Raw genomic sequence first — 21,489 nt, forward strand, 5'->3', positions numbered from 1 at the left:
GTGATCACGTTCCCCTTACCGGGCAGTAAGCAATCACACAGCTTCTTTGAAACCGGGGCGTGATGTGCAAGGAAGGTGGCATGCGGCAAACATGCAGCATGGTGCGGGAATGCTTTGGCTGAGATGAAAAACCAGACTTCCGATCCCAATCGGCTTCGTGCATGGTACGAAGACAGCCTCGGACTGCTGGAAGTTGACAAAACGCGCGCGAGCCGCGGCGCTTCGGTGGCGCAGGAGCCACGTGACAATCCGACGATTGGTATTCTCTACCTGAATTCCACCGGCCAGGAAGTCTGGGGATTTGGCAACCTGCATATCTGCCGCGAGCTTGGCGCCCTCATTCAGGCAGATGATCCTGATGAAAAACAGGCGCGAATGCATGCCTTTGGCAACAACACCGTTCTTTATTCACAAATCAAGAACACCCGCAGAATCATCGTCATTACCCGTGCCTTTCTTCTTCGAATGCTGGGAGAGATCTATCCTGCCGCTGAATTGTCGGACGCTGAACTGCATCTGATGGTTCAGATTTTATGCGGCAACAGCCTGAAGGAAGCCGCTGACATCGATGGCGTTGCCTATGAAACCAAACGCTCCCAGTTCAAGTCTTTGGCTTCCAAAACGGATACCCATTCGCAAAGCGAGGTGGTTCGCATCACCCTTGCAACCTTGTTGTCCTACATTCTTGATGCGGTGGGCGTGGAAGCTGCCCGGACCGGTTCGACTGTTGTCGATGAAAAGGTGTTTCTCGATCTGTATTACCCCGACACGTTCCGGTTTCACGAGATATCCCTGGAAGGCGGGCGAACCCTGCGGGTTGCCGACGCAGGGCCGGTACTTGGCAAGCCTGTGGTCTTTGTTCACAGCCAAACCCTGCCACCGCCGTCCCAGGTTAAGCCATCATGGTTGGCGGCGTCCAATACCAGGCTTCTTATTCCTTTGCGCCATGGCTTTATGCAGGGGACGGTTCAACCGGATACAGCCCCGGTGCACCTGCATCGAAGTGCTCAGGACATTGCCGATACCATCAGGCTTCTTTGCAACGGCTCTGCCAGGCTGGTATCCCAATCCACCGGGGTCGCTTATGGACTAAGGGCAGCAATGGATGCGCCGGAACTGGTGGAGGAGTACACCATCGCCGCGGCGGCCCATTTGGGAGACTACACGAGCGGCAAGGTCCACAAATTCGTGTCAGCCATGAAGAAACTGGCCTCCAGCAACAATCTGGTTCTGGAAAAAACCTATGACCAGTATCTGCGGCGGATGAGTACGCCGGCAGGCTTCCGAAAACTGTTGCAATCCACCTACAAAAATTCCGAGATTGATGTTCAGACCTTCAACGACATCATCGACAATCCGCTGATCTATTCCTGGATATTTGAGACCTATCGTCTCTCGCGCTGGTCCGTCATCCGCGATGTCACTTTGGGCAATCTGGACATTTGGGCAGGGGTTGATTCGCTCAAATGCCGCGTGACATTTGTTCACGGCGCATTTGATCCGATAAACCCGCTGGATGCGGCAAAAGCCGTCAGCGAACGCTTTGCAAATTCAACGTTCATCGAGCTGGAAGACCGCGGGCAATCACTGTTCCTGACCTGCTTTGAAGAGCTGGTCACGCGTGACGCGGATGCATGGAAAGACAATGTCGCCAAAATTCGGAAAAAGGCACTGTCAAAGAAAATCCATTGAACTGACCTTGGCACGGGCTCAGCCTCTGGGGATGGCCTGGATCAGCCTGTTTTGCTACTCCAAGACATCGCCTGAGATCGTCCGCCTTGCGCGCTTAAGAGGCTGGCGAATACGGCAGAAAGGCAGAAAGGTATCGGCTGGCTGGTTCAGCTGGAGCGTGTCAGGTTTAAATGGAAGCAGTTTGCATGGGTGATTTTTTCGCCTTGCCAGAGACGAAATCCGTCTCTCGCCGCGTCCGAAACCTGAATGTTGATACAGCCTCGACCAAAAAACACGGACGGGAGTTCATCGAAGACGCAGATCGCCTTCGGGCGGGAAACAGTCGTTCCGCTTAAACGGGAATTTTCTGGACTTCTTCTGCCCAAGGAGGATTTGCGCCGGCGCGGGAAACGGTGATTGCCGCAACTTCGACGGCCAGTTCGGCAATGGGCTTCAGATCGCCAGGGCGGGCGTTTTTGAGGGACGTTTTGCTCAGCAGGCCGGCCCGGTGAAGGCCAGCCAGAAATCCGCCATTAAAACTGTCGCCCGCCCCGATGGTATCAACGACCTCGACCTTTCTGGCAGCTACCTCAAAACAGCCTGCTCCGGTATGGATATCAACACCCTCAGAGCCTTTTGTCAGGATGACAATGCTGGCTCCCTTGCCGGCGATCATGTCCCTGATTGCCTGCTCGTTCGCGACATCGGGTGCGATCCAGTCAAGGTCTTCATCGGAAACCTTGATGATGTCGGACATGGCAATCATGCGGTTGATGCGGGCACGGTGCGCCGTTTCATCGGTGATGAAGCCCGGCCGTATATTGGGATCGAGCGATATGACGGCCTTGTCCCGGTATCGCGTCATGAGCGTTTCGTATGCTGTCCCGCAGGGTTCCGGTATCAGGCTGATTGCCCCGAAATGCAGCGCTGAAAGACCGGCAGGAAGATCGGGCAGGTCGTCAGTGCTCAGCATCCGGCCGGCAGAGTTTTCGTCGATGAAACTGTATTGTGCCTGGCCTTGCACCAGTTTCACAAAGGCCAGTGTGGTGGGATTGTTCTTGCGAACGCAAAGGCTTGTGTCGACGGAAGAAGCTTTCAGGCTGTCGATGAGCTGTTCGCCGAACATGTCGGTGGAAATGCCGCAGACAAACGCCGCCGGCATGCCCAGCCTGCCCAGGGTGATCGCCGTATTGAACACCGCGCCGCCGCAAACCGGAAGGAAGACATCCTCACCGTTTTCAAGCTGGCGCGGCAGCATGTCGATCAGCGCCTCGCCACAACAGATGATCATGGTTTGATTCTCCCTTTTGGAAGCTGCTGCTTGGTATCAGGCAGCGGCAACCGGCTTGAGCGCCTGATACAGTTCGCGCCAGCGCGAAAGCTGCTTGTCGTGATATGGTTTGGTTTCGCTGCGTGGTTCGAACTCGCCATCGGGTTCCGGTTTTGCCACCACATCCTTGAGATCGTGTACACCGCTTGCCACCATGGCAAGCCGCGCTGCGCCAAGGGCCGGACCGGTCGCAGACCCCCTGTAGCGCTGAATGACAACGCCCAGGGCATCGGCCATCGTTTGCAGGACGAAATTACTGCGCGTGCCGCCGCCAATCGAGGCAATGGACTGCAAACGGGTGCCGGCCTGTTTCAGACAGTCATTGGCATCGCAAAACGAATAGGCAATTGCTTCAACGACGGCCCGCATGGCGTGTGCGTGGGAGGTATCGGGCCCCAGCCCGTAAAAGGCACCCCGGATATTGGCATCGTTGTGGGGTGTGCGTTCGCCGGTCAGATAGGGGAGAAACAGCGGTGCGTTTGAAATCGTTTCGGCTTCTCTCAACAGATCTGAAATCGGCCTGTTTGAAAAGTGCGAAAACCAGCTCATGGGGCTTGCCCCGTTCAGCATGCAAGCCATCTGAAACCAGCGCTTGGGGACACAATGTGCATAACAGTGAACCGTGGTGCCGGGTGCCGAACGATAGGTGTTTGTTGAAACGAACAACTGACCCGATGTACCAAGGGAGGCAAAGGCATCGCCTTCATTGACCGCGCCGATCCCCAGCGCGCCGGCTGCCGCATCACCGCCGCCGCCTGCGACAGGAATTCCGGCAGGAAGCCCGAGTTGCGTTGCCATTGCCGCTCTAAGAAGGCCGGAAACCTCGGTTCCCTCCACAAGGGCCGGCAGCCATGCCGGGTCTGTTCTGCTCGCCTTGCAAAGCAAATCATCCCACCGGCGGTTTTTCTGATCCAGCCAGAGGGTTCCGGCGGCATCGGCCATGTCCGTTACCCGTTCGCCGGTCAGGGCAAGGCGAACATAATCCTTGGGCAAAAGCAGATGGGCGATGCGGGCATGAACGTCCGGTTCCATCTGTGCGCACCACAACACTTTTGGTGCGGTAAATCCCGGCATGGCGAAAATGCCGGCCCGGCTCTCAATGTCTTCAACAGTTCGGTTGATCGCATTGCATTGCTCCGCGCTGCGCCCGTCGTTCCACAGGATTGCGGGGCGGACGGGTTTCAGCGTTTCATCCAGCAGGGTTGCCCCGTGCATTTGGCCCGAAAGCCCGATCGCCCCAACCGATTGCCATCGCCGGCCCAAAGCCTGCCGAAGGTCGCTGCAGCAGGCCGCAGCGGCGGCTACCCAGTCGTCAGGATTTTGTTCGCTCCATCCCGGATGCGGGTGGCTGCTTTCAAGGGGGGCGGTTGCGCTGGCAAGCTGCGAGCCGGCATCATCGACGACCAGTGCCTTGACCGCGGAGGTTCCTATGTCCAATCCCAGATAGCTCACAACGCCTGATTTTCCGGTTTCCGATTTGACAGCATGAAGTTCGATTCCTATTAGTTCTTATCATGAATTTTACGCGCGTGAAGATTGGAACTTGCGTCTTTGGAAAATCTTGACGCCGGCTGTCGCGTCGACAGCACCAAGTCGGGGAGGCATCGTTGGGCAGCGCCAAGATAAGGAATATGGAGGAATTCGCTGAACTCAGCGGCGTTTCCCGTCCCACCCTTTCCAAGTATTTCAACGACCCGGCCAGTGTGCGGGCAACAACCCGCAGCCGCATCGAAGCAGCATTGGAGCGCTTCGACTACCGCCCCAACATGTATGCGATCAACCAGAACCGCCGGCTTACGAAGAACATTGGTATCGTCGTTCCCTATCTTGCAGACCCGTTTTTTGCGGAGATTGCGCGAACGATCGAAACACGGTGCATCGATGCCGGTTTCTCGCCATACCTGTTCAGTTCGCATGGCCGGCAGGATCTGGAAAACGGGATTCTGGACACGTTAAGATCAATGAAACCTGCCGGCGTGCTGCTGGCACCGCTGGGCCGGTCCTCCGACCGCAAGGTTGTGGAACGCTTTTGCAGGGATGTCCCAACCGTCCTCTTCGACAGCAACATCGAAGGTGTGGGCGATGTTTTCGTGGGCTCGGACAATCCACAGTTTACCTCGCTCATGGTGGAGTATCTTTGCCGAACCGGCGAGCCACCGGCCTTTTTTGAAATGAAGACTCCCCCCAACCCGAATGCACGCAAACGGCGTTCGGGTTATCTGGCTGCCATGGAAAAACAGGGCCACGCACCGACCATTCTCGAGGCTGAAGGCGAAGGTTGGGCGCTTGAGGAAATCGGCAGGCGGGAGGGGATCAGGCTCCTTGAAACCCGCCGCTTCAAAACAGGATCAATCCTCTGCAGCAATGACCGTCTGGCGATCGGCCTGCTGTCTGCCTGTTATCATTTGAACCTGCGCGTGGGCATCACAGAGGGATGCGATTTGCGGGTTGCCGGATTGGACGGCCATCCCTTCTCCAGTTTCACCAGCCCGCCCTTGACGACTGTGTCCCATGACTATGAAGCAATTTCCGAGCGCAGTGTGGAAACGCTTTTCCACATGATCGAGAATGGTGGAAGTGTTTCAAAAAGAACGGAAAAACTGTTTGAAGGCAAACTGCTGATGCGCGCATCAGCGTGATAAAACTTTGCGCGCGTAAAAAATCTATTGACCACGCGTATAATATTTGACTACTATCCTCCGATATCCATTACCCAGGGAGGAATTAGGATGCTTTCCAGAAAAATACTTGGTCTGACGACCGCATTGACCCTCGCCGCCGCTTCCGGCGCGTTTGCCGAAACCCTGACGATTGCCACGGTCAACAATGGCGACATGATCCGCATGCAGGGACTGACGGACGACTTTACGGCCAAAACAGGCCATGAAGTGGAATGGGTTACCCTGGAAGAAAACGTCCTTCGCCAGCGCGTCACCACCGATATTACCACCAAGGGCGGTGCCTTCGATATCATGACGATCGGAATGTACGAAACACCGATCTGGGGCAAAAACGGCTGGCTGGTCCCGCTGAACGATTTGTCCGAGCAGTATGATGTCGATGACCTTCTGCCGGCCATGCGTGCTGGTCTGTCCCACGACGGAACGCTTTACGCCGCACCGTTCTACGGTGAATCTTCCATGATCATGTACCGCACGGACCTGATGGAAAAAGCCGGTCTTGAAATGCCCGAGGAGCCAACGTGGGAGTTCATCCGCAAGGCCGCGGCTGCCATGACCGACCGTGACAATGACATCAATGGCATCTGCCTGCGCGGCAAGGCCGGCTGGGGCGAGGGCGGTGCGTTCATTACCGTTACCGGCAATTCCTTTGGCGCACGCTGGTTTGACGAAGACTGGAACCCCCAGTTCGATCAGCCAGAATGGAAAGAAGCACTAACCTTCTTCGTCGGCATGATGAACGAATCCGGCCCTGCCGGTTATGCCACTAACGGCTTTAATGAAAACCTCTCTTTGTTCCAGCAGGGCAAATGCGGCATGTGGATTGATGCCACCGTCGCAGCTTCCTTTGTGACCAATCCGGAGGATTCAACCGTTGCCGACAAGGTCGGTTTTGCGCTGGCACCCAACAAGGAGGGCGTATCGAAAAAAGCCAACTGGCTGTGGGCATGGGCTCTGGCAGTTCCTGCCGGTTCGCAGAAAGTCGATGCAGCCAAGGAATTCATCGAGTGGGCAACGTCCCGGGAATACATCGAACTTGTTGCCGCCAAGGAAGGTTGGGCAAACGTTCCTCCAGGTGCCCGCACCTCGCTCTATGAGAACGACAACTACAAGGACATCCCGTTCGCCGGCATGACACTGAAGTCGATCAAGGCAGCTGATCCGCAAAATCCGACGGAAAAGCCGGTGCCATATGTCGGCATCCAGTTTGTCGCCATTCCTGAATTTGCCGGCATCGCCACAGAAGTGAGCCAGGAATTTTCAGCTGCCTATGCAGGCCAGCAGACCGTGGAAGAGGCGTTGGCCAAGGCCCAGGCATTGACCAACGACGCAATGGAAGCTGCGGGCTACAAGTAAGCCGGTTTCTCCCAGGCGGGCCGGTGAAATGCCGGTCCGCTCTTTTTTCCAGAAGTGATATCATGGGCTCTGCAGGTATAAGACTTGCAGAAACGGTATCCGTTCGGAAAATTCAGACCACAATCCACTCAAGGTAAAAAACACAGGATTGAGGTATCGGCTCCAGGAGCAGGACATGGCAACCCAACATTCCAGAAGTGCTGCGCGCCTCATGATGGCACCGGCAGTGGTCCTGCTTCTCGGCTGGATGCTCGTGCCTCTGACGATGACCTTGTGGTTTTCCTTCAGAAAATACCTGCCGCTTCGTGGTGGCGATCTGGGTTGGGTCGGTTTCGACAACTATGTCCGGTTTGTCAGTTCAAGCTCGTTCTGGCCGAGCGTGCAAACCACACTGGTCATTGTTGGCGGCGTACTCGCCATAACCATCGTGTTCGGTGTCCTGCTGGCACTCCTGCTGGACCAGCCCATGTGGGGGCAGGGCATGGTCCGAATCCTCGTCATCGCACCATTCTTCGTCATGCCAACCGTTTCGGCGCTGGTGTGGAAGAACATGTTCATGGATTCTTCGAACGGGCTCTTCGCCCATTTATGGCGCGCTTTTGGTGCAGCGCCGGTGGAGTGGCTTTCCCAGGCCTCGCTTCCCTCGCTGATCCTCATCGTAAGCTGGCAGTGGCTGCCGTTTGCAACGCTCATTTTGCTGACTGCAGTACAATCCCTTGATGGTGAACAGCTGGAAGCCTCCGAAATGGATGGTGCCAATCCGCTGCAGCGCTTCGGCTATATCATCCTGCCGCACCTGTCGCGCGCCATCACCATTGTCGTGCTGATCCAGACGATCTTTCTTCTTTCAATTTTCGCCGAGATCTTTGTCACAACCGGCGGCGCCTTCGGCACCCGTACGCTTACCTACCTGATTTTCCAGCGTGTGCTGGAAAGCCAGAATGTGGGGCTGGGTTCGGCAGGGGGCATTTACGCCGTCATTCTCGCCAACATCGTTGCGATTTTCCTGATGCGCATCGTCGGCAAGAATCTGGACGCCTGAGGAGGATTTGGTCATGGCGCGAGCAGTTACCAACAAACGCAAGACCATCAACACCATCGCCGCATGGGCGATTGGTCTGCTGATATTCTTCCCGATCCTCTGGACGATCCTGACGAGCTTCAAGACGGAAGCCACCGCGATTGCCTATCCGCCGAAATTCCTGTTCTTCGACTGGACATTGGAGAACTACTCTGTGGTGCAGGAGCGTTCGAACTACGGCCGGTTCCTGTGGAATTCCATCATCATCGCCGGCGGGTCCACGCTTTTGGGCATCCTTGTTGCCGTTCCGGCGGCATGGTCCATGGCGTTTGTGCCATCCAAGCGAACCAAGGACATCCTGCTGTGGATGCTCTCGACAAAAATGCTGCCGGCGGTGGGCGTGCTTTACCCGATTTATCTGCTGTTCATTCAGCTTGGACTTCTCGACACGCGTACCGGGCTTGTAGTCGTCCTGATGTTGATCAATCTGCCGATCATCGTTTGGATGCTCTACACCTATTTCCGCGAAATTCCGGGAGAAATCCTTGAAGCAGCGCGGATGGATGGTGCCTCGCTCAAATCCGAAATCCTCTATGTCCTCACGCCGATGGCCATACCGGGCATCGCCTCGACCATTCTTCTCAACTTCATTCTCGCCTGGAACGAGGCATTCTGGACGTTGAACCTGACGGCAGCAAAGGCTGCACCGCTTACCGCTTTCATCGCCAGCTATTCCAGCCCTGAGGGTTTATTCTTTGCCAAGCTGTCTGCGGCATCGACAATGGCAATCCTGCCGATCCTGATCCTCGGCTGGTTCAGCCAGAAGCAGCTGGTTCGCGGTCTGACCTTTGGCGCGGTGAAATAGGGAAGAAATCCATGGCACGTATTTCACTCAATCAGGTGACCAAGAGTTTTGGCAGCACATTGGTCATCCCGCCCCTGGACCTTGACATTGACGACGGCGAGTTTGTTGTCTTTGTCGGTCCGTCCGGTTGCGGGAAGTCGACGCTCCTTCGTTTGATCGCCGGTTTAGAAGACGTTTCCGGCGGCATGATTTCCATCGACGGCAACGATGCAACGGCCGTTCCACCGGCCAAGCGCGGCCTTGCAATGGTGTTCCAGAGCTACGCGCTATATCCGCATATGTCGGTACGCAAAAACATCGCTTTTCCCATGAAGATGGCCAATGTGCCCGCCGATGAGCAGGAGAAGCGCATTACGGCAGCAGCAAAGGCCCTCAACCTCACCGACTACCTCGATCGCCGTCCCGGACAGCTTTCCGGCGGGCAGCGCCAGCGTGTTGCCATCGGACGTGCGATTGTTCGCGAACCCTCCGCCTTTCTGTTTGATGAGCCGCTTTCCAATCTGGATGCCGCATTGCGGGTTGGAATGCGGATGGAGATTTCCGAACTGCACAAGAAGCTCGACACCACCATGATCTATGTGACTCACGATCAGGTTGAGGCGATGACAATGGCTGACAAGATCGTGGTGCTGCGTGCCGGGATCGTTGAACAGGTGGGCAGCCCGCTTGAACTTTACCGCGAGCCGCAAAACCGGTTTGTTGCCGGGTTCATTGGCTCACCGAGAATGAATTTCATCGAAGGCGCGGATGCAAAAAAGCACAAGGCTCACTGCATCGGAATTCGCCCCGAGCACATAGCCGTGTCCACCAAACGGGCAAAGGGTGCCTGGAAGGGAACCGTCGGTGTTGCCGAACATCTGGGGTCCGACACATTCATCCATATTCATGGCATTGAAGGCTGTGATCCCATGACCGTTCGCGCAGGGGGCGATGTTTCGGTCAAGCACGGCGATGCCGTTTACCTGACGCCGCAGATAAATCAGATCCACAGGTTTGATGCCGGCGGATTGCGCCTCTGATGAAGCGGCTGGACGGGAAAACGGCACTGATTACCGGTGGCGCGCGCGGGATCGGCAAGGCTTTTGCCGAGGCCTATCTTCGCGAGGGCGCGCATGTGGCCATCGCCGATATCAATGTTGATGCTGCACGAAAGGCAGCCGGCGAACTTGGTGATCGCGCGCTTGCCGTTGGGATCGACGTTACCCGTCAGGACAGTATCGAAACGGCGGTGGCGCAGACGGTTGAAGCTCTCGGGCGGATCGACATTCTGATCAACAATGCAGCCTTGTTCACCGCCGCTCCAATCATCGAGATCGACCGGGCAGATTACGAAAAGGTCTTCAGTGTCAACGTGGCAGGCACGCTTTTTACGATGCAGGCTGTGGCGCGATACATGATCGAAGGCGGTAATGGCGGCAAGATCATCAACATGGCGAGCCAGGCGGGGCGCCGCGGCGAGGCACTGGTGGCGGTTTATTGCGCCACCAAGGCGGCCGTCATCTCGCTGACCCAGTCGGCAGGCCTTGATCTGATCAAATATGGAATCAATGTAAATGCGATCTCGCCGGGGGTTGTGGATGGCGAACACTGGGATGGTGTGGACGCCCTATTTGCCAAACATGAGGGCAAGGCTCCGGGCCAGAAAAAGAAGGAAGTTGGCGAAGGCGTGCCCTTCGGCCGGATGGGTGTTGCAGAAGACCTGACCGGCATGGCGGTGTTTCTTGCAAGCAGTGAAGCTGATTATGTCGTTGCCCAAACCTACAATGTGGATGGCGGGCAATGGATGAGCTGATCCCGCTTAGTCTTGAAAATCTGCCATGCCTGCCGAAAGGCGTTCGGGTTCCGCATTATGATCGCAGGGACCTGAAAGCCGGCATTGTGCATATCGGGCTCGGCAATTTTCATCGCGCCCATCAGGCCTGGTATCTTCACCGTCTTTTCGATCAGGGCCTGTGCCAGGATTGGGCCATTGTGGGGGCCGGCGTGCGGGCGCCCGATGGTGTCCAGCGCGAAAAGCTCGCCGCCCAGGACTGGCTTACGACGCTGATTGAGTTGGACCCCTCCGGCAAATCGGCCGAAGTGATCGGCTCGATGATCGACTATGTGCCGGTTGAAGCGGGGAACCCTTCGCTGATTGCCAAAATGGCAGATCCCGATATCCGTATCGTTTCCCTGACGGTCACCGAAGGCGGCTATTATATCGATCCGTCCAATGGCGGTTTTGATGCAAACCATCCCGACATTCTGCATGATGCTGCCAATCCGCGGTTTCCGCGCACGGCATTTGGCGCGATGGTGGAAGCCCTCAGGCTGCGCCGGGAAAAGGGCCATATCGCGTTTTCCGGCCTGAGCTGTGACAACCTTCAGGGCAATGGCGCGATATTGCGGCGCACCCTGGTATCCCTGGCAAGGATGTCCAATCCGGGACTGGCAGACTGGATCGACTGCAATGGAAGTTTTCCGAACTCGATGGTGGATTGTATCGTGCCATCCACCGGCCCCGGTGAACTTTCCCTGGCAAAGCGGTTTGGAATTGAGGATGCATCGCCGGTCACCCATGAGAATTTTCGTCAATGGGTGATGGAAGATGATTTTTGCGCCGGCAGGCCCGATTGGGACAAGGTGGGCGTAACGCTTTCTGATGACGTTCATGCTTTTGAGAGCATGAAACTGCGCATTCTCAATGGCGGGCATCAGATCATCGCCATGCCCGGAGAACTTCTGGGCATGGAGACGATTGCGCAAACCATGGCGCATCCGCTGATCCCGCTGTTTTTCGACAAGGTGGTCAGGGAGGAAATTGCCCCTCATGTGGCGCCGGTGCCTGGAATGAAACCGCTCGACTATCTGGACTTGGTTCATCGGCGTTTCTCCAATCCTCAAGTCAAGGACACCACGCGGCGGGTGGCGTTTGACGGCTCATCCCGGCAGCCGGGCTTTCTATTTGCCTCCATTCGCGACGGCCTGAAACAGGGGACACCCATCGGCGGCCTTGCATTGGCAACCGCTCTTTGGTGCAAATATTGCGAAGGGTTGCGTGCCGACGGCTCGGCAATCGAACCCAACGATCCGAATTGGCCCGACTTGAACAGCGCTGCAGTTGCCGCACGCAAAAACCCGGCGCTTTGGCTGGATCAGCGCCAGTATTATGGCGATCTTGCTGATAATACGGTCTTTTCAGATGCCTTTGCCGACTGGCATTGCTCCCTTGCCACCAAAGGCATTGAGGCAACCATGGAAGCATACACCTCGCAAAGCACAGGCAAGGGTTTTACTGTCCAGCTTGCCTGACGATGCTGAATACAGCAAGGCAGCAGCCATACTGTGACGCGAAACAGAATGGATTATCCTGTTTCGCCTTGGCCGTTTACCATGGGCCGGGAGTTGCTGGAATCCATTCGGTCTTTTTGTGAGGCGCTGTTGCTGGATACAATGGCCTCAAATGGCTTGATCAATTCAACCCATGGCATCATTGATACAAAGTCGGCGGTTTTGCCAGGGACAGCCACCTTGCCATTGCCGAACTTTGCCGCGCCATCGTGGCGGGTGCTTTGAATTCGTGAACTGGAAACTGGATTTACCGCAATGCTCCACACCAGGAAGGGCCTCATCGAGGCTGTACGAGACCGGTTTGCCCATGTCGATCACTGTCCTTTTCAGGGGCCCCGCATCTTCTTCGAGAATGCCGGCGGTGCCCTGACCTTGAAGTCGGTGGTTGAAACATCGGCGAAATACGCTGCCATTCCGGACAATCAGGGCCGTGACAATATTGCCTCGCATGCACTGGTGGACACCATCAAAAAGGCAAAATCGGATCTGGCAGCGTTCATGAATGCGCCATCAGGGCAGTTCTTCGCCGGGGAAAGCGGCACCGAACTCCTGTTTCGAATGATCCGAACGGCCTGCGTGAACGCGCCGAAAGGCTCCAGGGTTCTGGGCAGTTCCATCGAGCATCCGGCCAGCCGCAGCGCCGCGCGCCGCTGGGCAGAAATCGCCGGACTGCACTATGTCAACGTACCCCATGACGATGACACGGGCATGGTTTACGCCGAGGATTACACCCGCCATGTCACACCGGATACAACCGTTGCCACCATACTCCACGCGTCTCCGGTAACCGGAATGGGCATGGATGTCGCTGCCATCTCAAAGGCAATCCGCGACGTGTCGCCTGATTGCCTCATCATCGTTGACGGCATTCAGCATGCCGCTCACGGGCAGGTCGATATCGAAAGCTACAATGTCGATGGCTATGCCATCTCCCCCTACAAAATGTTCTCCCGGCATGGATACGGGATCGCCTGGATTTCCGGCCGTTTGACGGCATTGCCCCATGACATGCTGATTGATGCGCCGGCGGAAGGTTGGGAATTCGGCACGCGTGATACGGGCGCCTATGCCACGCTCTCCGACGTCATTGACTATTTTGAATGGCTGGGAGGCGAGGTTTGCGAAGAGACAGACCGGCGGGCCCGCATCAGGGCAGCCGGCCGCGCCATCCATGCCTACGAGCAGCATCTGACCAATGCGATGATCCACGGAACCGGCAACCTGCCGGGCCTGGCCGACATGGAGCACGTCACCATTCTGGGCGGTGAGGACAATCCCGCCCGCGAGGGGCTGGTGTCGGTTGTGGTTGCCGGCATGCGCTCGCCACAGGTGGTGGAAAAACTCAACGAACTTGGCATTAGGACCCATACGCGCAAGGCCGATCACTATAGCGGCAACGTTCTGGACCCGCTCGGTCTGCCGGACTGCGTGCGCATTTCCCTGTGTCATTACAACACCGAGCATGAGATAGCCCAGCTTTTGACGGCGCTCAATGACATGCGGGGGTAGGGCTCCGGGCCAAAAACTCCGGCCGGGTGCGATGGTCTGCGCTGCAACCATCGTGAAGCTTCCCTGCTTGGCAGGAGGACTGAAATTCTGCCAGGGACATTAATGATAATGCTTCGATAGCCATCTGCTCGACCCGCCCCTATCTTGGGAAGGCGGAGACTGGTTCGCGTTTGTGTGACAACACCCGGTAACCGGGTATCACAGATCACCAGCCACGCACGATAACCAGGATTACAGCAACCAATACGAACAGCGATGCCCATTTGTTGTAGTTGGCAATACGCTTTTCCCACAGGCCGAAAGGTAATTCGTCACAATCGTCCGGCTGAATAAAGGTAGTGACGCGGTCAAAGTTCGGGGGTTTTAGAAAAAACGATCTGCCCCAGAAAAATGCGGCGGTCAGCGCACTGGCAATTGCCGCCAAACCCGTCAGACTGTCCATATCGGCAGGCATTTCGTTTCCCATTTCTCAAGCTGCTTTCGCCATCAGCCTTCCAGATTGCACGCTCTAGCTGCCGGGAGACAGGTATTTTGAGTATGCCCATCCCTTTAGCCCATCGCTGCTCAGGTAAGACCAGTTGCCCTCTGTGCGATCGACAAGAACCTTCTCTCCGCGGTTCAAGGTGGCAAGCAGTTGGTGATTTGCGCCTGGACCGCTGCGAACATTAAGGCGATTGGCCGTCACGATACGGTTGAATTCGCGAACAGGCGGCTTGGAAAGTGTCACAGCGCTGGCGCCTGCCACTTTCGGCATGTAAATCCTGCTGCGGGGATCCTTTTCGTCGGTCCTGGTGATCGGGCGAACCGGTATTGCGGTTGTGGCGACCATTTCGGGCGGTTTTGTCATCAGAGCCGTTACCGCTCCCTCAACATCCCAAACATCGAGCGATAACCGGCCTGCCCCAAGCAGTGCGGCTAGGGCTGCGAAAGCGGCAGCCTTCTTGTTGTTGCCGGCAATCCGTTTGGTCCAAACGCCGATGGGCAGGCGTCCGGAATCATCGGGGTTTGTGAAAGTTGTGATGCGGTGCAAATCCGGTGGCCTGAGGGATGCAGAACGCGACCAGAAAAACGCAGCGGCCAGCGCAGCGCAGACAATCAGCAGATCGATGGATAGTTTGAAGTCTGCAGGCAACACGCCGTACCTCGATACATTCGATACCCCAACAGCTTGATGGGGCCAGTATCACTGTAAAATATCTGACAAGCAAGGCAGGGAAACGGGAGAGTGAATCGATGGTAAACCGGTGGCTGGCTGGAATGCAGGCTGCAGACTGTTGAACGGCACGCCGGCGGTGTTCCACCGCACTGGCCGAGGCAGCAGATGGCCGATTTCAGTGGGAGGGCCGGTATTTCGGTGCCCTTGCAGGACCTGCGCTGTGTAGAAGCCTGATCGGATCTTGCAGGGCAGCTTACGCTGCGTCCCGATCCATGCGCCTGGAATATCTGACCAGCTGGTCACAGCCGGCTTCGTCTATCCAATTCAGGAAGTCTTCCGATGGCAGGGCCTTGGAGAACAGGAAGCCCTGCAACAGGTTCGCCCCTTTTGCGGTGGCAAATTCTGCGATTTCAAGGGTTTCAACGCCCTCGGCCACAACGAAGCAGTCCAGGTTCTTTGCCAGGGTAATGGTCGCTTCCATGACCGACTCGACCTTTTTGTCCACCAGCGCCTTTCGCGTCAGCGATTGGTCGATCTTGATGAAATCAATGGGCAGCCCGGTCAGCCTGGACAGGTTTGAGTATCCCGTTCCAAAGTCATCAATGGAAATCTTGATCCCCAGCTGCGAGATTTCGTTAAGAAGCGACTGGGCCGAATCTGAATGCTCGAACAGTGCATCCTCGGTAATTTCGAGCTCGAACATTTCCGGATCGATGCCGTATCTGTCCAAAGCCTCTTTCAAATGCTCAACGATGTCGGAGTTGCGCAACTGGATCGGGCTTACATTGATGGCCATCTTGAGTCCGGACTTGCGCTTGTTCCAGATGCTCAGGTCACGCATCGCCTGTTCGATTACCCATTCGCCCAGATCGATGGCCTGCTGTTTTGAGGCGATCGCGGACATCCAGACCCCCGGAGAAAGACGCCCCAGTTTCGGATGGTTCCACCGCACCAGCGCTTCCGCGCCCGCAACGGCCTGCCGCCTGGTGCATACCTTCGGCTGATATTCCAGAACCAGCTGGCCTTCCCGGATCGCATTCGAGAAATCTGCGCAGATTTCATTTTCGGTCATCGTTCCCAGCTTGCTGGAGAAAATCACGGACTGGTTTTTGCCGGAGCTTTTTGCGCGATACATGGCGATGTCTGCGGACCGCATCAGCGAAGTAACGTCGGTGCCGTCCATCGGAAACCGCGCCGCGCCAATGCTTGCACTGCAGTTCACCTCGATCATCAGTTCGTTGTTCAACTGAAAAATGTCGTCGACAAGTTTGCCGAGGAAATCGGAAAGGTCACGCTCATCAACAACACCCGGGAGGAAGATGGCGAACTCATCGCCGCCGATTCTCGAAACACAGGCGTTTCGGGTATTGGCATCCAGGCCAGCGATGCCGGCAGACTGGGCCGGATCAACCGAACTGACCAGCTTCTGGGAAATCAGTTTCAGGACATGATCCCCCAGTTCATGGCCGAACAGATCGTTGACCATCTTGAAGTCGTCAATGTCAACAAACAGCAGGCTGCCGCCTTTTGAGCACTCTGCAGGACTGTTGAGGACTTCCTCTACTTTCTTTTGAAACTGTGCCCTGTTGGGCAGCTTGGTGACGCTATCGGTGAATGCCAGCTCATGGATTTCGGTATGGGCGCTCTCGACGGTGTGTATCAGCGCATTGTAGGCGTTCCCGAATTCCTTGAACTCCGTCAGAACAAAGCGCTTTTCAGGAAGCGAAATGGGAGACAGCTTGCCGGTTTTTGCATTCTGGCGAAGCTGTTTCGTGAACGTTGAAATCGGCTGTCCAAATACCTTCATGACCACCAGCATCGACACACAGATGATGGATGCGGAGGCCAGCAGCGCCAACATTATTCCGCTGTTGTTTTCGGCAACCTTGTCATACAGCTCTTCCACCGGCTGCGGGATCATCACCCCCCAGCCAGTTCGGGGTACTGAGGTGAAACCGGCAATCATGTCGCCTTTCAGGGCAGGGGAGTAGAACACTTCGACCCCGGTTTCCCCGCCCATCATCCGCTGGACGGATGAAACAGCGGAGATGTTTTTGCGTTGTTTTGTCCAGCCCTTCAGGGGATGTGCGAGAACGTTTCCCGCCTGGTCAACGATCGCGGCATGTCCCTTCACGCCGAAGGAAATTTCGTTGCCCAGCTCCACGAAATACCCGGTGTTCACCCGCGCAAAAAGCAGCAGGTTGTCCATCGCCTTGTAGGCATAGATGACGTTTTCATCCTCGCTGGATGGCGATGCCATGACAGTGGTGAAGGCAATCTGTCTGGTTGGTTTGTCCATCAAGCCGAAAACTTCAGGGCTCAAGATATGCCGGGAAGCATCGGCAATGCTCACCTGGTCCCGGGAGATGCTGGCTTTTACTGCGCGCGTATCAAGGTCGATAATGCCTACAATGTCGACATTGAGTGCAGACAGGGCGTTGTTGACCCGGGGATAGCTGCCCCATTTGGACAATGCGGTGCCAACGGAATCCATCAGGGCTTCGATATCGCGGCTGTAGCGGTTCAAGGCACTGCCAAGGTTCTTGGCGATCAGTAGATGCCTGTCCGAAACCTCTTCGAACTCCGAACTTACGCCATCGCGATACGCCCAGGCACCAAACAGTGCGGAAGGCACGATGGTGGAAAAAAGCAGTATAATGACGAATACGTTACGAATGCCCATTTTTTGACCCCTGCTACCGGTAAGTATAGTTGCAGGGGGCTTCACCGCCGTTAACAGGGCCGCGGTTCGGAAGTCAGGGTTAGCAAAGTCCTGACTGGAACCCTAAATTTGTTGATTGTGCTTCGCAGCCCAGCGGACACGCTTCGCGTCTTTGAAGGGGCCCGATGTCCTGAGCATCTGGCCTGCAATCTGGCCTGACATGCTCTAACTGCCGCGGTCGTCGATCAGCGGGTTCGGCTTGGCCAGGGTTTCCAGGCTTTTCAGATCGCTCAATTCGACAGACGCGCCGTCGACATTCACGCCATAGGGCTTGAGCGTGTTGAAAGCGCGCGACAGGTTTTCCGGCGTCATGCCGAGCAGCGAGGCCAGCGCGCGCTTGTCGTGGGGCAGTTCGATGCATGCCCCCTTGCCCTGGTCGCGATGATAACGCAGCAGCCGGTTGGCCAGCCGCTCTACCGAGGTTCGCAGCTTCAAATCCTTGTGCTCCTTGACGACGCCGCGATAGCAGGAGGCAAGTTCAACCACGATCGCCCTTGCAAAGGCGTCGTCTGCCGCAAAAGCCTCCCGGACATTTTCCGAGGGAATGAGCAGAATCTTGGATTTCTGGGCGGTACGGGCAGACATCAGATAGACGGCATCTTTCAGCACAGCCGCCAGAATGAACGTGCTGACGGGACGTATCATCGCCATCGTGGTCTCGCGCCCGTTGGCACGGGCAAACAGTTCCACACAGCCTTCGGTTACCACATAAAGAAAGTCGGCCGGCTCTCCCTCCCGGATCAGTTCCAGCTGTGCGGGAAACGTCTGCAGATAGGACCCGCGGGTCAGGCACTCGAATGCCTCTTCCGTCATCGATTCGAAAAGCTGCAGGGAACGGATTTCGGGAATATCGGCAGTGCGCATGGAGAAAGTCTTGATGAATGTCAATAAATCAATTGATATTTCTCATGTTGGCACAAATTCCATTTCGCCGTCAATCTTGATCTGTGCGAACAGGGGAAAAGAAGCATGTTCCCTTGAAGCTTACTTTTCCCTTCAACCCGCTCTTACTTGATCCAGATCAACCTGTCAGCGCTGCAATGGGGCTGTGGTGACGGCGAGATTTACTTTGCCGTCACATGGCGGCCACGAGAAAGGCGGAGTCTGCCATGCATTCGCTTCAAGGCGTTACCCAAACAGAGCAAAACAAGATCCTCGGCATGAGTACGCTGGCCTTCACCGCATGTTTTGCGGTGTGGACCATTTTTTCCATCATTGGCGTCAAGATCAAGAGCGACCTCGGCCTCAGTGACACCCAATTCGGCCTGTTGGCCGGTACACCGATCCTGACGGGCTCCCTGTCGCGTATCTTTCTTGGCATATGGACCGATCAGTATGGCGGCCGTATCGTTTATGTGCTGACCATGCTGGCTGCCGCCGCGGCGACCTTCGCACTTTCCTATGCGACTTCCTATGAAATGATGTTGCTTGCGGCCCTGGGTGTTGGCCTGGCAGGCGGTTCGTTTGCCGTTGGTGTTGCTTACGTTTCGAAGTGGTATCCGAAGGAAAAGCAGGGAACCGCGCTTGGTATCTTCGGCGCCGGCAATGTCGGAGCAGCGGTAACCAAGTTCGTCGCCCCCTTTGTCATGGTAGCCTTCGGCTGGACCATGGTTGCCCAGGTGTGGGCTGCTGTGCTGGTCGTGATTGCATTGCTGTTCTGGTTTACGACCGAAGACGATCCGGATTTAAGGGAAAGACGAAAACAGGGTGCCAAGGCAAAAAGCGCCTTTCTGCAGCTTGAACCATTGAAGAATCTGCAGGTCTGGCGTTTTTCGATCTACTACTTCTTTGTCTTCGGCGCGTTTGTTGCCCTTGCGCTCTGGCTGCCCCGCTATCTGGTCGGCGTTTACGAACTCGACATCAAAAGCGCCGGCATGATCGCTGCGCTTTACTCCATTCCCGCTTCCATCTTCCGGGCATATGGCGGACACCTGTCCGACAAATACGGTGCGCGTGCGATCATGTACTGGACCTTCGGCATATCGCTGCTGGCCACGTTCATGCTCTCCTACCCGGATACCGACTACGTCATTCATGGCATCAAAGGCCCGATTACGTTTTCCACCAGCCTGGGCCTTGCACCCTTCGTTATCCTGATCTTCGTCCTCGGCTTTGTCATGTCGCTGGGCAAAGCGGCCGTCTACAAACATATCCCGGTATACTATCCCGATCATGTCGGGGCCGTTGGCGGACTTGTCGGCATGATTGGTGGCCTGGGCGGCTTTGTGCTGCCGATCGCGTTTGGCGCGCTGCTCGATCTGACCGGCGTATGGACCAGTTGCTTCATGCTGCTCTTCGGTGTTGTAGGCGTCTCTCTTGCCTGGATGCATTTTTCGGTCCGGCAAATGGAAAAAGCTGCGCTGGCCAAAGAACTGGGCGATTTGCCTGAATTGCCCGAGATGCAGCCGATTCACGAAAAGGAAAAACACGCAAGTCTTGCCGGCGTGATAGAGGACTGGCACCCTGACGACGAAGCCTTCTGGCAGGAAAAGGGCAGGAAAATTGCTCAGCGCAACCTGTGGATATCCATTCCGGCCCTGCTTCTTGCCTTTTCGGTTTGGATGGTCTGGTCGGTCGTGGTCGCCAAACTGCCTTCGATTGGCTTTGATTACACAACCGATCAACTCTTCTGGCTGGCTGCCTTGCCTGGGCTGTCGGGGGCTACACTTCGCATTTTCTATTCCTTCATGGTGCCGATCTTCGGTGGCAGGTTGTGGACGACGATTTCAACGGCATCCCTGCTGATCCCGGCATTCGGGATCGGATATGCAGTACAGAATCCCGAAACCCCCTATCTTATCTTCCTGGTGCTTGCTCTCCTGTGCGGCCTGGGTGGGGGCAACTTCGCCTCCTCCATGGCCAACATCGCCTACTTCTTCCCCAAATCGGAAAAGGGGAATGCCCTGGCGCTGAACGCCGGCCTTGGAAACCTCGGGGTGTCGGTCATGCAGTTCCTGGTGCCCATTGTGATTAGCACCGGTGCATTCGCCTTTGCGGTCGGGGAGGGCCAGATGGCCAGCGACGGGTCGATGCTGTGGCTGCAGAATGCCGGCTTCATCTGGGTACCGTTCCTAATCGTTTCGACAATCGCAGCCTGGTGGGGCATGAACGATATCGCCTCTGCGCGGGCATCCTTTGCCGAACAGTCGGTCATCTTCTCCCGCTTTCACAACTGGATCATGTGTATTCTCTATACCGGCACCTTCGGCTCCTTCATCGGCTATTCGGCAGGATTCCCGCTATTGATGAAGACTCAATTCCCGGATGTGAACGTGCTGTCCTATGCCTTTCTGGGACCACTGGTCGGTGCGCTCAGCCGTGCCGGCACCGGGTGGATGGCCGACAGGTTTGGGGGCGGGCGTGTCACCTTCTGGACCTTCCTGTGCATGATCATAGCCGTGTGGGGTGTATTGCAATTCCTTCCCGACGGCGGGCAGGGTGGCAGTTTCTGGGGCTTTTTCGCCTGCTTCATGGCGCTGTTCTTCCTGACCGGTGTCGGCAACGCGTCCACATTCCAGATGATCCCCTCGATCATGCGGCTGGAAGTCCCGCGCCTGATGCCGCAGCTTGAAGGAGAAGCGCGCGTCAGACAGGCCGAGCGCGAGTCGGCGGCCATCATCGCCTTCACCTCGGCCATTGCCGCCTATGGCGCCTTCTTCATTCCCAAGGCCTACGGCACCTCGATCAGCATGACAGGTGGACCTGAACTGGCGCTGTGGGGCTTCCTCGTCTTTTACGTGGTCTGCCTGGTGCTGACCTTCATCTTTTACACGCGTCGTGGTGGTTTGCTTCACGGGGTGGAACGCCAGGCAGGTACGGGCAGCAGCACCGTGCCGGCTCAATAAGAC

The 21,489-nt window shown here is 56.3% G+C and carries 17 protein-coding genes; 11 read left to right on the forward strand and 6 right to left on the reverse strand.

The window, feature by feature from the left end; all coding sequences use genetic code 11:
* Positions 1-123 precede the first annotated feature (123 nt).
* Positions 124-1,692: a bifunctional helix-turn-helix transcriptional regulator/alpha/beta hydrolase gene (locus tag BVL55_RS04390; RefSeq protein ID WP_075995895.1), complete on the forward strand. Its 1,569-nt coding sequence runs from the start codon at positions 124-126 to the stop codon at positions 1,690-1,692.
* A gap of 331 nt (positions 1,693-2,023) precedes the next feature.
* Here the strand turns inward: BVL55_RS04390 and BVL55_RS04395 are convergent, their stop codons facing one another.
* Positions 2,024-2,962, reverse strand: a complete 939-nt coding sequence (locus BVL55_RS04395; protein WP_075995896.1) for a carbohydrate kinase family protein — start codon at positions 2,960-2,962, stop codon at positions 2,024-2,026.
* 36 nt (positions 2,963-2,998) lie between these two features.
* A complete protein-coding gene (gene xylB, locus BVL55_RS04400; protein ID WP_083649358.1) occupies positions 2,999-4,453 on the reverse strand; it encodes a xylulokinase in 1,455 nt (484 codons plus the stop codon).
* Positions 4,454-4,608: 155 nt separating this feature from the next.
* Here xylB and BVL55_RS04405 point away from each other — a divergent pair, with 155 nt between their 5' ends.
* The 9 genes from BVL55_RS04405 to BVL55_RS04445 all read left to right on the forward strand — a co-directional run bounded on the left by BVL55_RS04405 (position 4,609) and on the right by BVL55_RS04445 (position 13,763).
* Positions 4,609-5,640, forward strand: a complete 1,032-nt coding sequence (locus tag BVL55_RS04405) for a LacI family DNA-binding transcriptional regulator (protein WP_205410840.1) — start codon at positions 4,609-4,611, stop codon at positions 5,638-5,640.
* 90 nt (positions 5,641-5,730) lie between these two features.
* Positions 5,731-7,038, forward strand: coding sequence for an ABC transporter substrate-binding protein (locus BVL55_RS04410; RefSeq protein ID WP_075995899.1), 1,308 nt, complete (start codon positions 5,731-5,733; stop codon positions 7,036-7,038).
* Between the two features lie 175 nt (positions 7,039-7,213).
* Positions 7,214-8,080, forward strand: a complete 867-nt coding sequence (locus BVL55_RS04415) for a carbohydrate ABC transporter permease (RefSeq protein ID WP_075995900.1) — start codon at positions 7,214-7,216, stop codon at positions 8,078-8,080.
* A gap of 13 nt (positions 8,081-8,093) precedes the next feature.
* Positions 8,094-8,924 carry a carbohydrate ABC transporter permease gene (locus BVL55_RS04420; RefSeq protein ID WP_075995901.1) on the forward strand — a complete coding sequence of 277 codons (831 nt, stop codon included), beginning with the start codon at positions 8,094-8,096 and terminating at the stop codon, positions 8,922-8,924.
* An 11-nt stretch (positions 8,925-8,935) separates the two neighbouring features.
* Positions 8,936-9,943, forward strand: a complete 1,008-nt coding sequence (locus tag BVL55_RS04425) for an ABC transporter ATP-binding protein (protein WP_075995902.1) — start codon at positions 8,936-8,938, stop codon at positions 9,941-9,943.
* Positions 9,943-10,716: an L-iditol 2-dehydrogenase gene (locus BVL55_RS04430; protein WP_075995903.1), complete on the forward strand. Its 774-nt coding sequence runs from the start codon at positions 9,943-9,945 to the stop codon at positions 10,714-10,716. Before BVL55_RS04425 ends, BVL55_RS04430 begins: the two co-directional genes overlap by 1 nt.
* Complete coding sequence (locus tag BVL55_RS04435; RefSeq protein WP_075995904.1) at positions 10,704-12,215, forward strand: mannitol dehydrogenase family protein; 1,512 nt, start codon at positions 10,704-10,706, stop codon at positions 12,213-12,215. Before BVL55_RS04430 ends, BVL55_RS04435 begins: the two co-directional genes overlap by 13 nt.
* Positions 12,216-12,263: 48 nt before the next feature.
* Complete coding sequence (locus BVL55_RS04440; protein WP_075995905.1) at positions 12,264-12,479, forward strand: hypothetical protein; 216 nt, start codon at positions 12,264-12,266, stop codon at positions 12,477-12,479.
* 30 nt (positions 12,480-12,509) lie between these two features.
* Positions 12,510-13,763, forward strand: coding sequence for an aminotransferase class V-fold PLP-dependent enzyme (locus BVL55_RS04445; RefSeq protein ID WP_075995906.1), 1,254 nt, complete (start codon positions 12,510-12,512; stop codon positions 13,761-13,763).
* Between the two features lie 205 nt (positions 13,764-13,968).
* Here BVL55_RS04445 and BVL55_RS04450 read toward each other — a convergent pair whose 3' ends face one another.
* From BVL55_RS04450 to BVL55_RS04465, 4 genes are all read right to left on the reverse strand, one after another.
* Positions 13,969-14,229 (reverse strand): hypothetical protein, encoded by a 261-nt coding sequence (locus tag BVL55_RS04450; RefSeq protein ID WP_075995907.1) that lies wholly within the window; start codon positions 14,227-14,229, stop codon positions 13,969-13,971.
* Between the two features lie 42 nt (positions 14,230-14,271).
* Entirely contained in the window at positions 14,272-14,898 is a 627-nt protein-coding gene (locus BVL55_RS04455; protein WP_075995908.1) for an SH3 domain-containing protein, read from the reverse strand.
* Between the two features lie 274 nt (positions 14,899-15,172).
* A complete protein-coding gene (locus tag BVL55_RS04460) occupies positions 15,173-17,602 on the reverse strand; it encodes a bifunctional diguanylate cyclase/phosphodiesterase (RefSeq protein WP_075995909.1) in 2,430 nt (809 codons plus the stop codon).
* Between the two features lie 204 nt (positions 17,603-17,806).
* Positions 17,807-18,529, reverse strand: coding sequence for a cyclic nucleotide-binding domain-containing protein (locus BVL55_RS04465; protein ID WP_244530589.1), 723 nt, complete (start codon positions 18,527-18,529; stop codon positions 17,807-17,809).
* Between the two features lie 221 nt (positions 18,530-18,750).
* Between BVL55_RS04465 and BVL55_RS04470 the strand changes: the two genes are divergently transcribed.
* Entirely contained in the window at positions 18,751-21,486 is a 2,736-nt protein-coding gene (locus BVL55_RS04470) for a nitrate/nitrite transporter (RefSeq protein ID WP_075995910.1), read from the forward strand.
* Positions 21,487-21,489: the final 3 nt, after the last annotated feature.

The organism is Salaquimonas pukyongi (assembly GCF_001953055.1).
In the GTDB taxonomy this organism is placed as follows: domain Bacteria; phylum Pseudomonadota; class Alphaproteobacteria; order Rhizobiales; family Rhizobiaceae; genus Salaquimonas; species Salaquimonas pukyongi.

What these genes read in the sequence shown, in the direction of transcription:
- BVL55_RS04390 (WP_075995895.1), top strand. Translation starts at nt 124, where the DNA reads ATGAAAAACCAGACTTCCGATCCCAATCGGCTTCGTGCATGGTACGAA.
- BVL55_RS04395 (WP_075995896.1), bottom strand. Translation starts at nt 2,962, where the DNA reads ATGATCATCTGTTGTGGCGAGGCGCTGATCGACATGCTGCCGCGCCAG.
- BVL55_RS04410 (WP_075995899.1), top strand. Translation starts at nt 5,731, where the DNA reads ATGCTTTCCAGAAAAATACTTGGTCTGACGACCGCATTGACCCTCGCC.
- BVL55_RS04415 (WP_075995900.1), top strand. Translation starts at nt 7,214, where the DNA reads ATGGCAACCCAACATTCCAGAAGTGCTGCGCGCCTCATGATGGCACCG.
- BVL55_RS04420 (WP_075995901.1), top strand. Translation starts at nt 8,094, where the DNA reads ATGGCGCGAGCAGTTACCAACAAACGCAAGACCATCAACACCATCGCC.
- BVL55_RS04425 (WP_075995902.1), top strand. Translation starts at nt 8,936, where the DNA reads ATGGCACGTATTTCACTCAATCAGGTGACCAAGAGTTTTGGCAGCACA.
- BVL55_RS04430 (WP_075995903.1), top strand. Translation starts at nt 9,943, where the DNA reads ATGAAGCGGCTGGACGGGAAAACGGCACTGATTACCGGTGGCGCGCGC.
- BVL55_RS04435 (WP_075995904.1), top strand. Translation starts at nt 10,704, where the DNA reads ATGGATGAGCTGATCCCGCTTAGTCTTGAAAATCTGCCATGCCTGCCG.
- BVL55_RS04440 (WP_075995905.1), top strand. Translation starts at nt 12,264, where the DNA reads ATGGATTATCCTGTTTCGCCTTGGCCGTTTACCATGGGCCGGGAGTTG.
- BVL55_RS04445 (WP_075995906.1), top strand. Translation starts at nt 12,510, where the DNA reads ATGCTCCACACCAGGAAGGGCCTCATCGAGGCTGTACGAGACCGGTTT.
- BVL55_RS04450 (WP_075995907.1), bottom strand. Translation starts at nt 14,229, where the DNA reads ATGGGAAACGAAATGCCTGCCGATATGGACAGTCTGACGGGTTTGGCG.
- BVL55_RS04460 (WP_075995909.1), bottom strand. Translation starts at nt 17,602, where the DNA reads ATGGGCATTCGTAACGTATTCGTCATTATACTGCTTTTTTCCACCATC.
- BVL55_RS04470 (WP_075995910.1), top strand. Translation starts at nt 18,751, where the DNA reads ATGCATTCGCTTCAAGGCGTTACCCAAACAGAGCAAAACAAGATCCTC.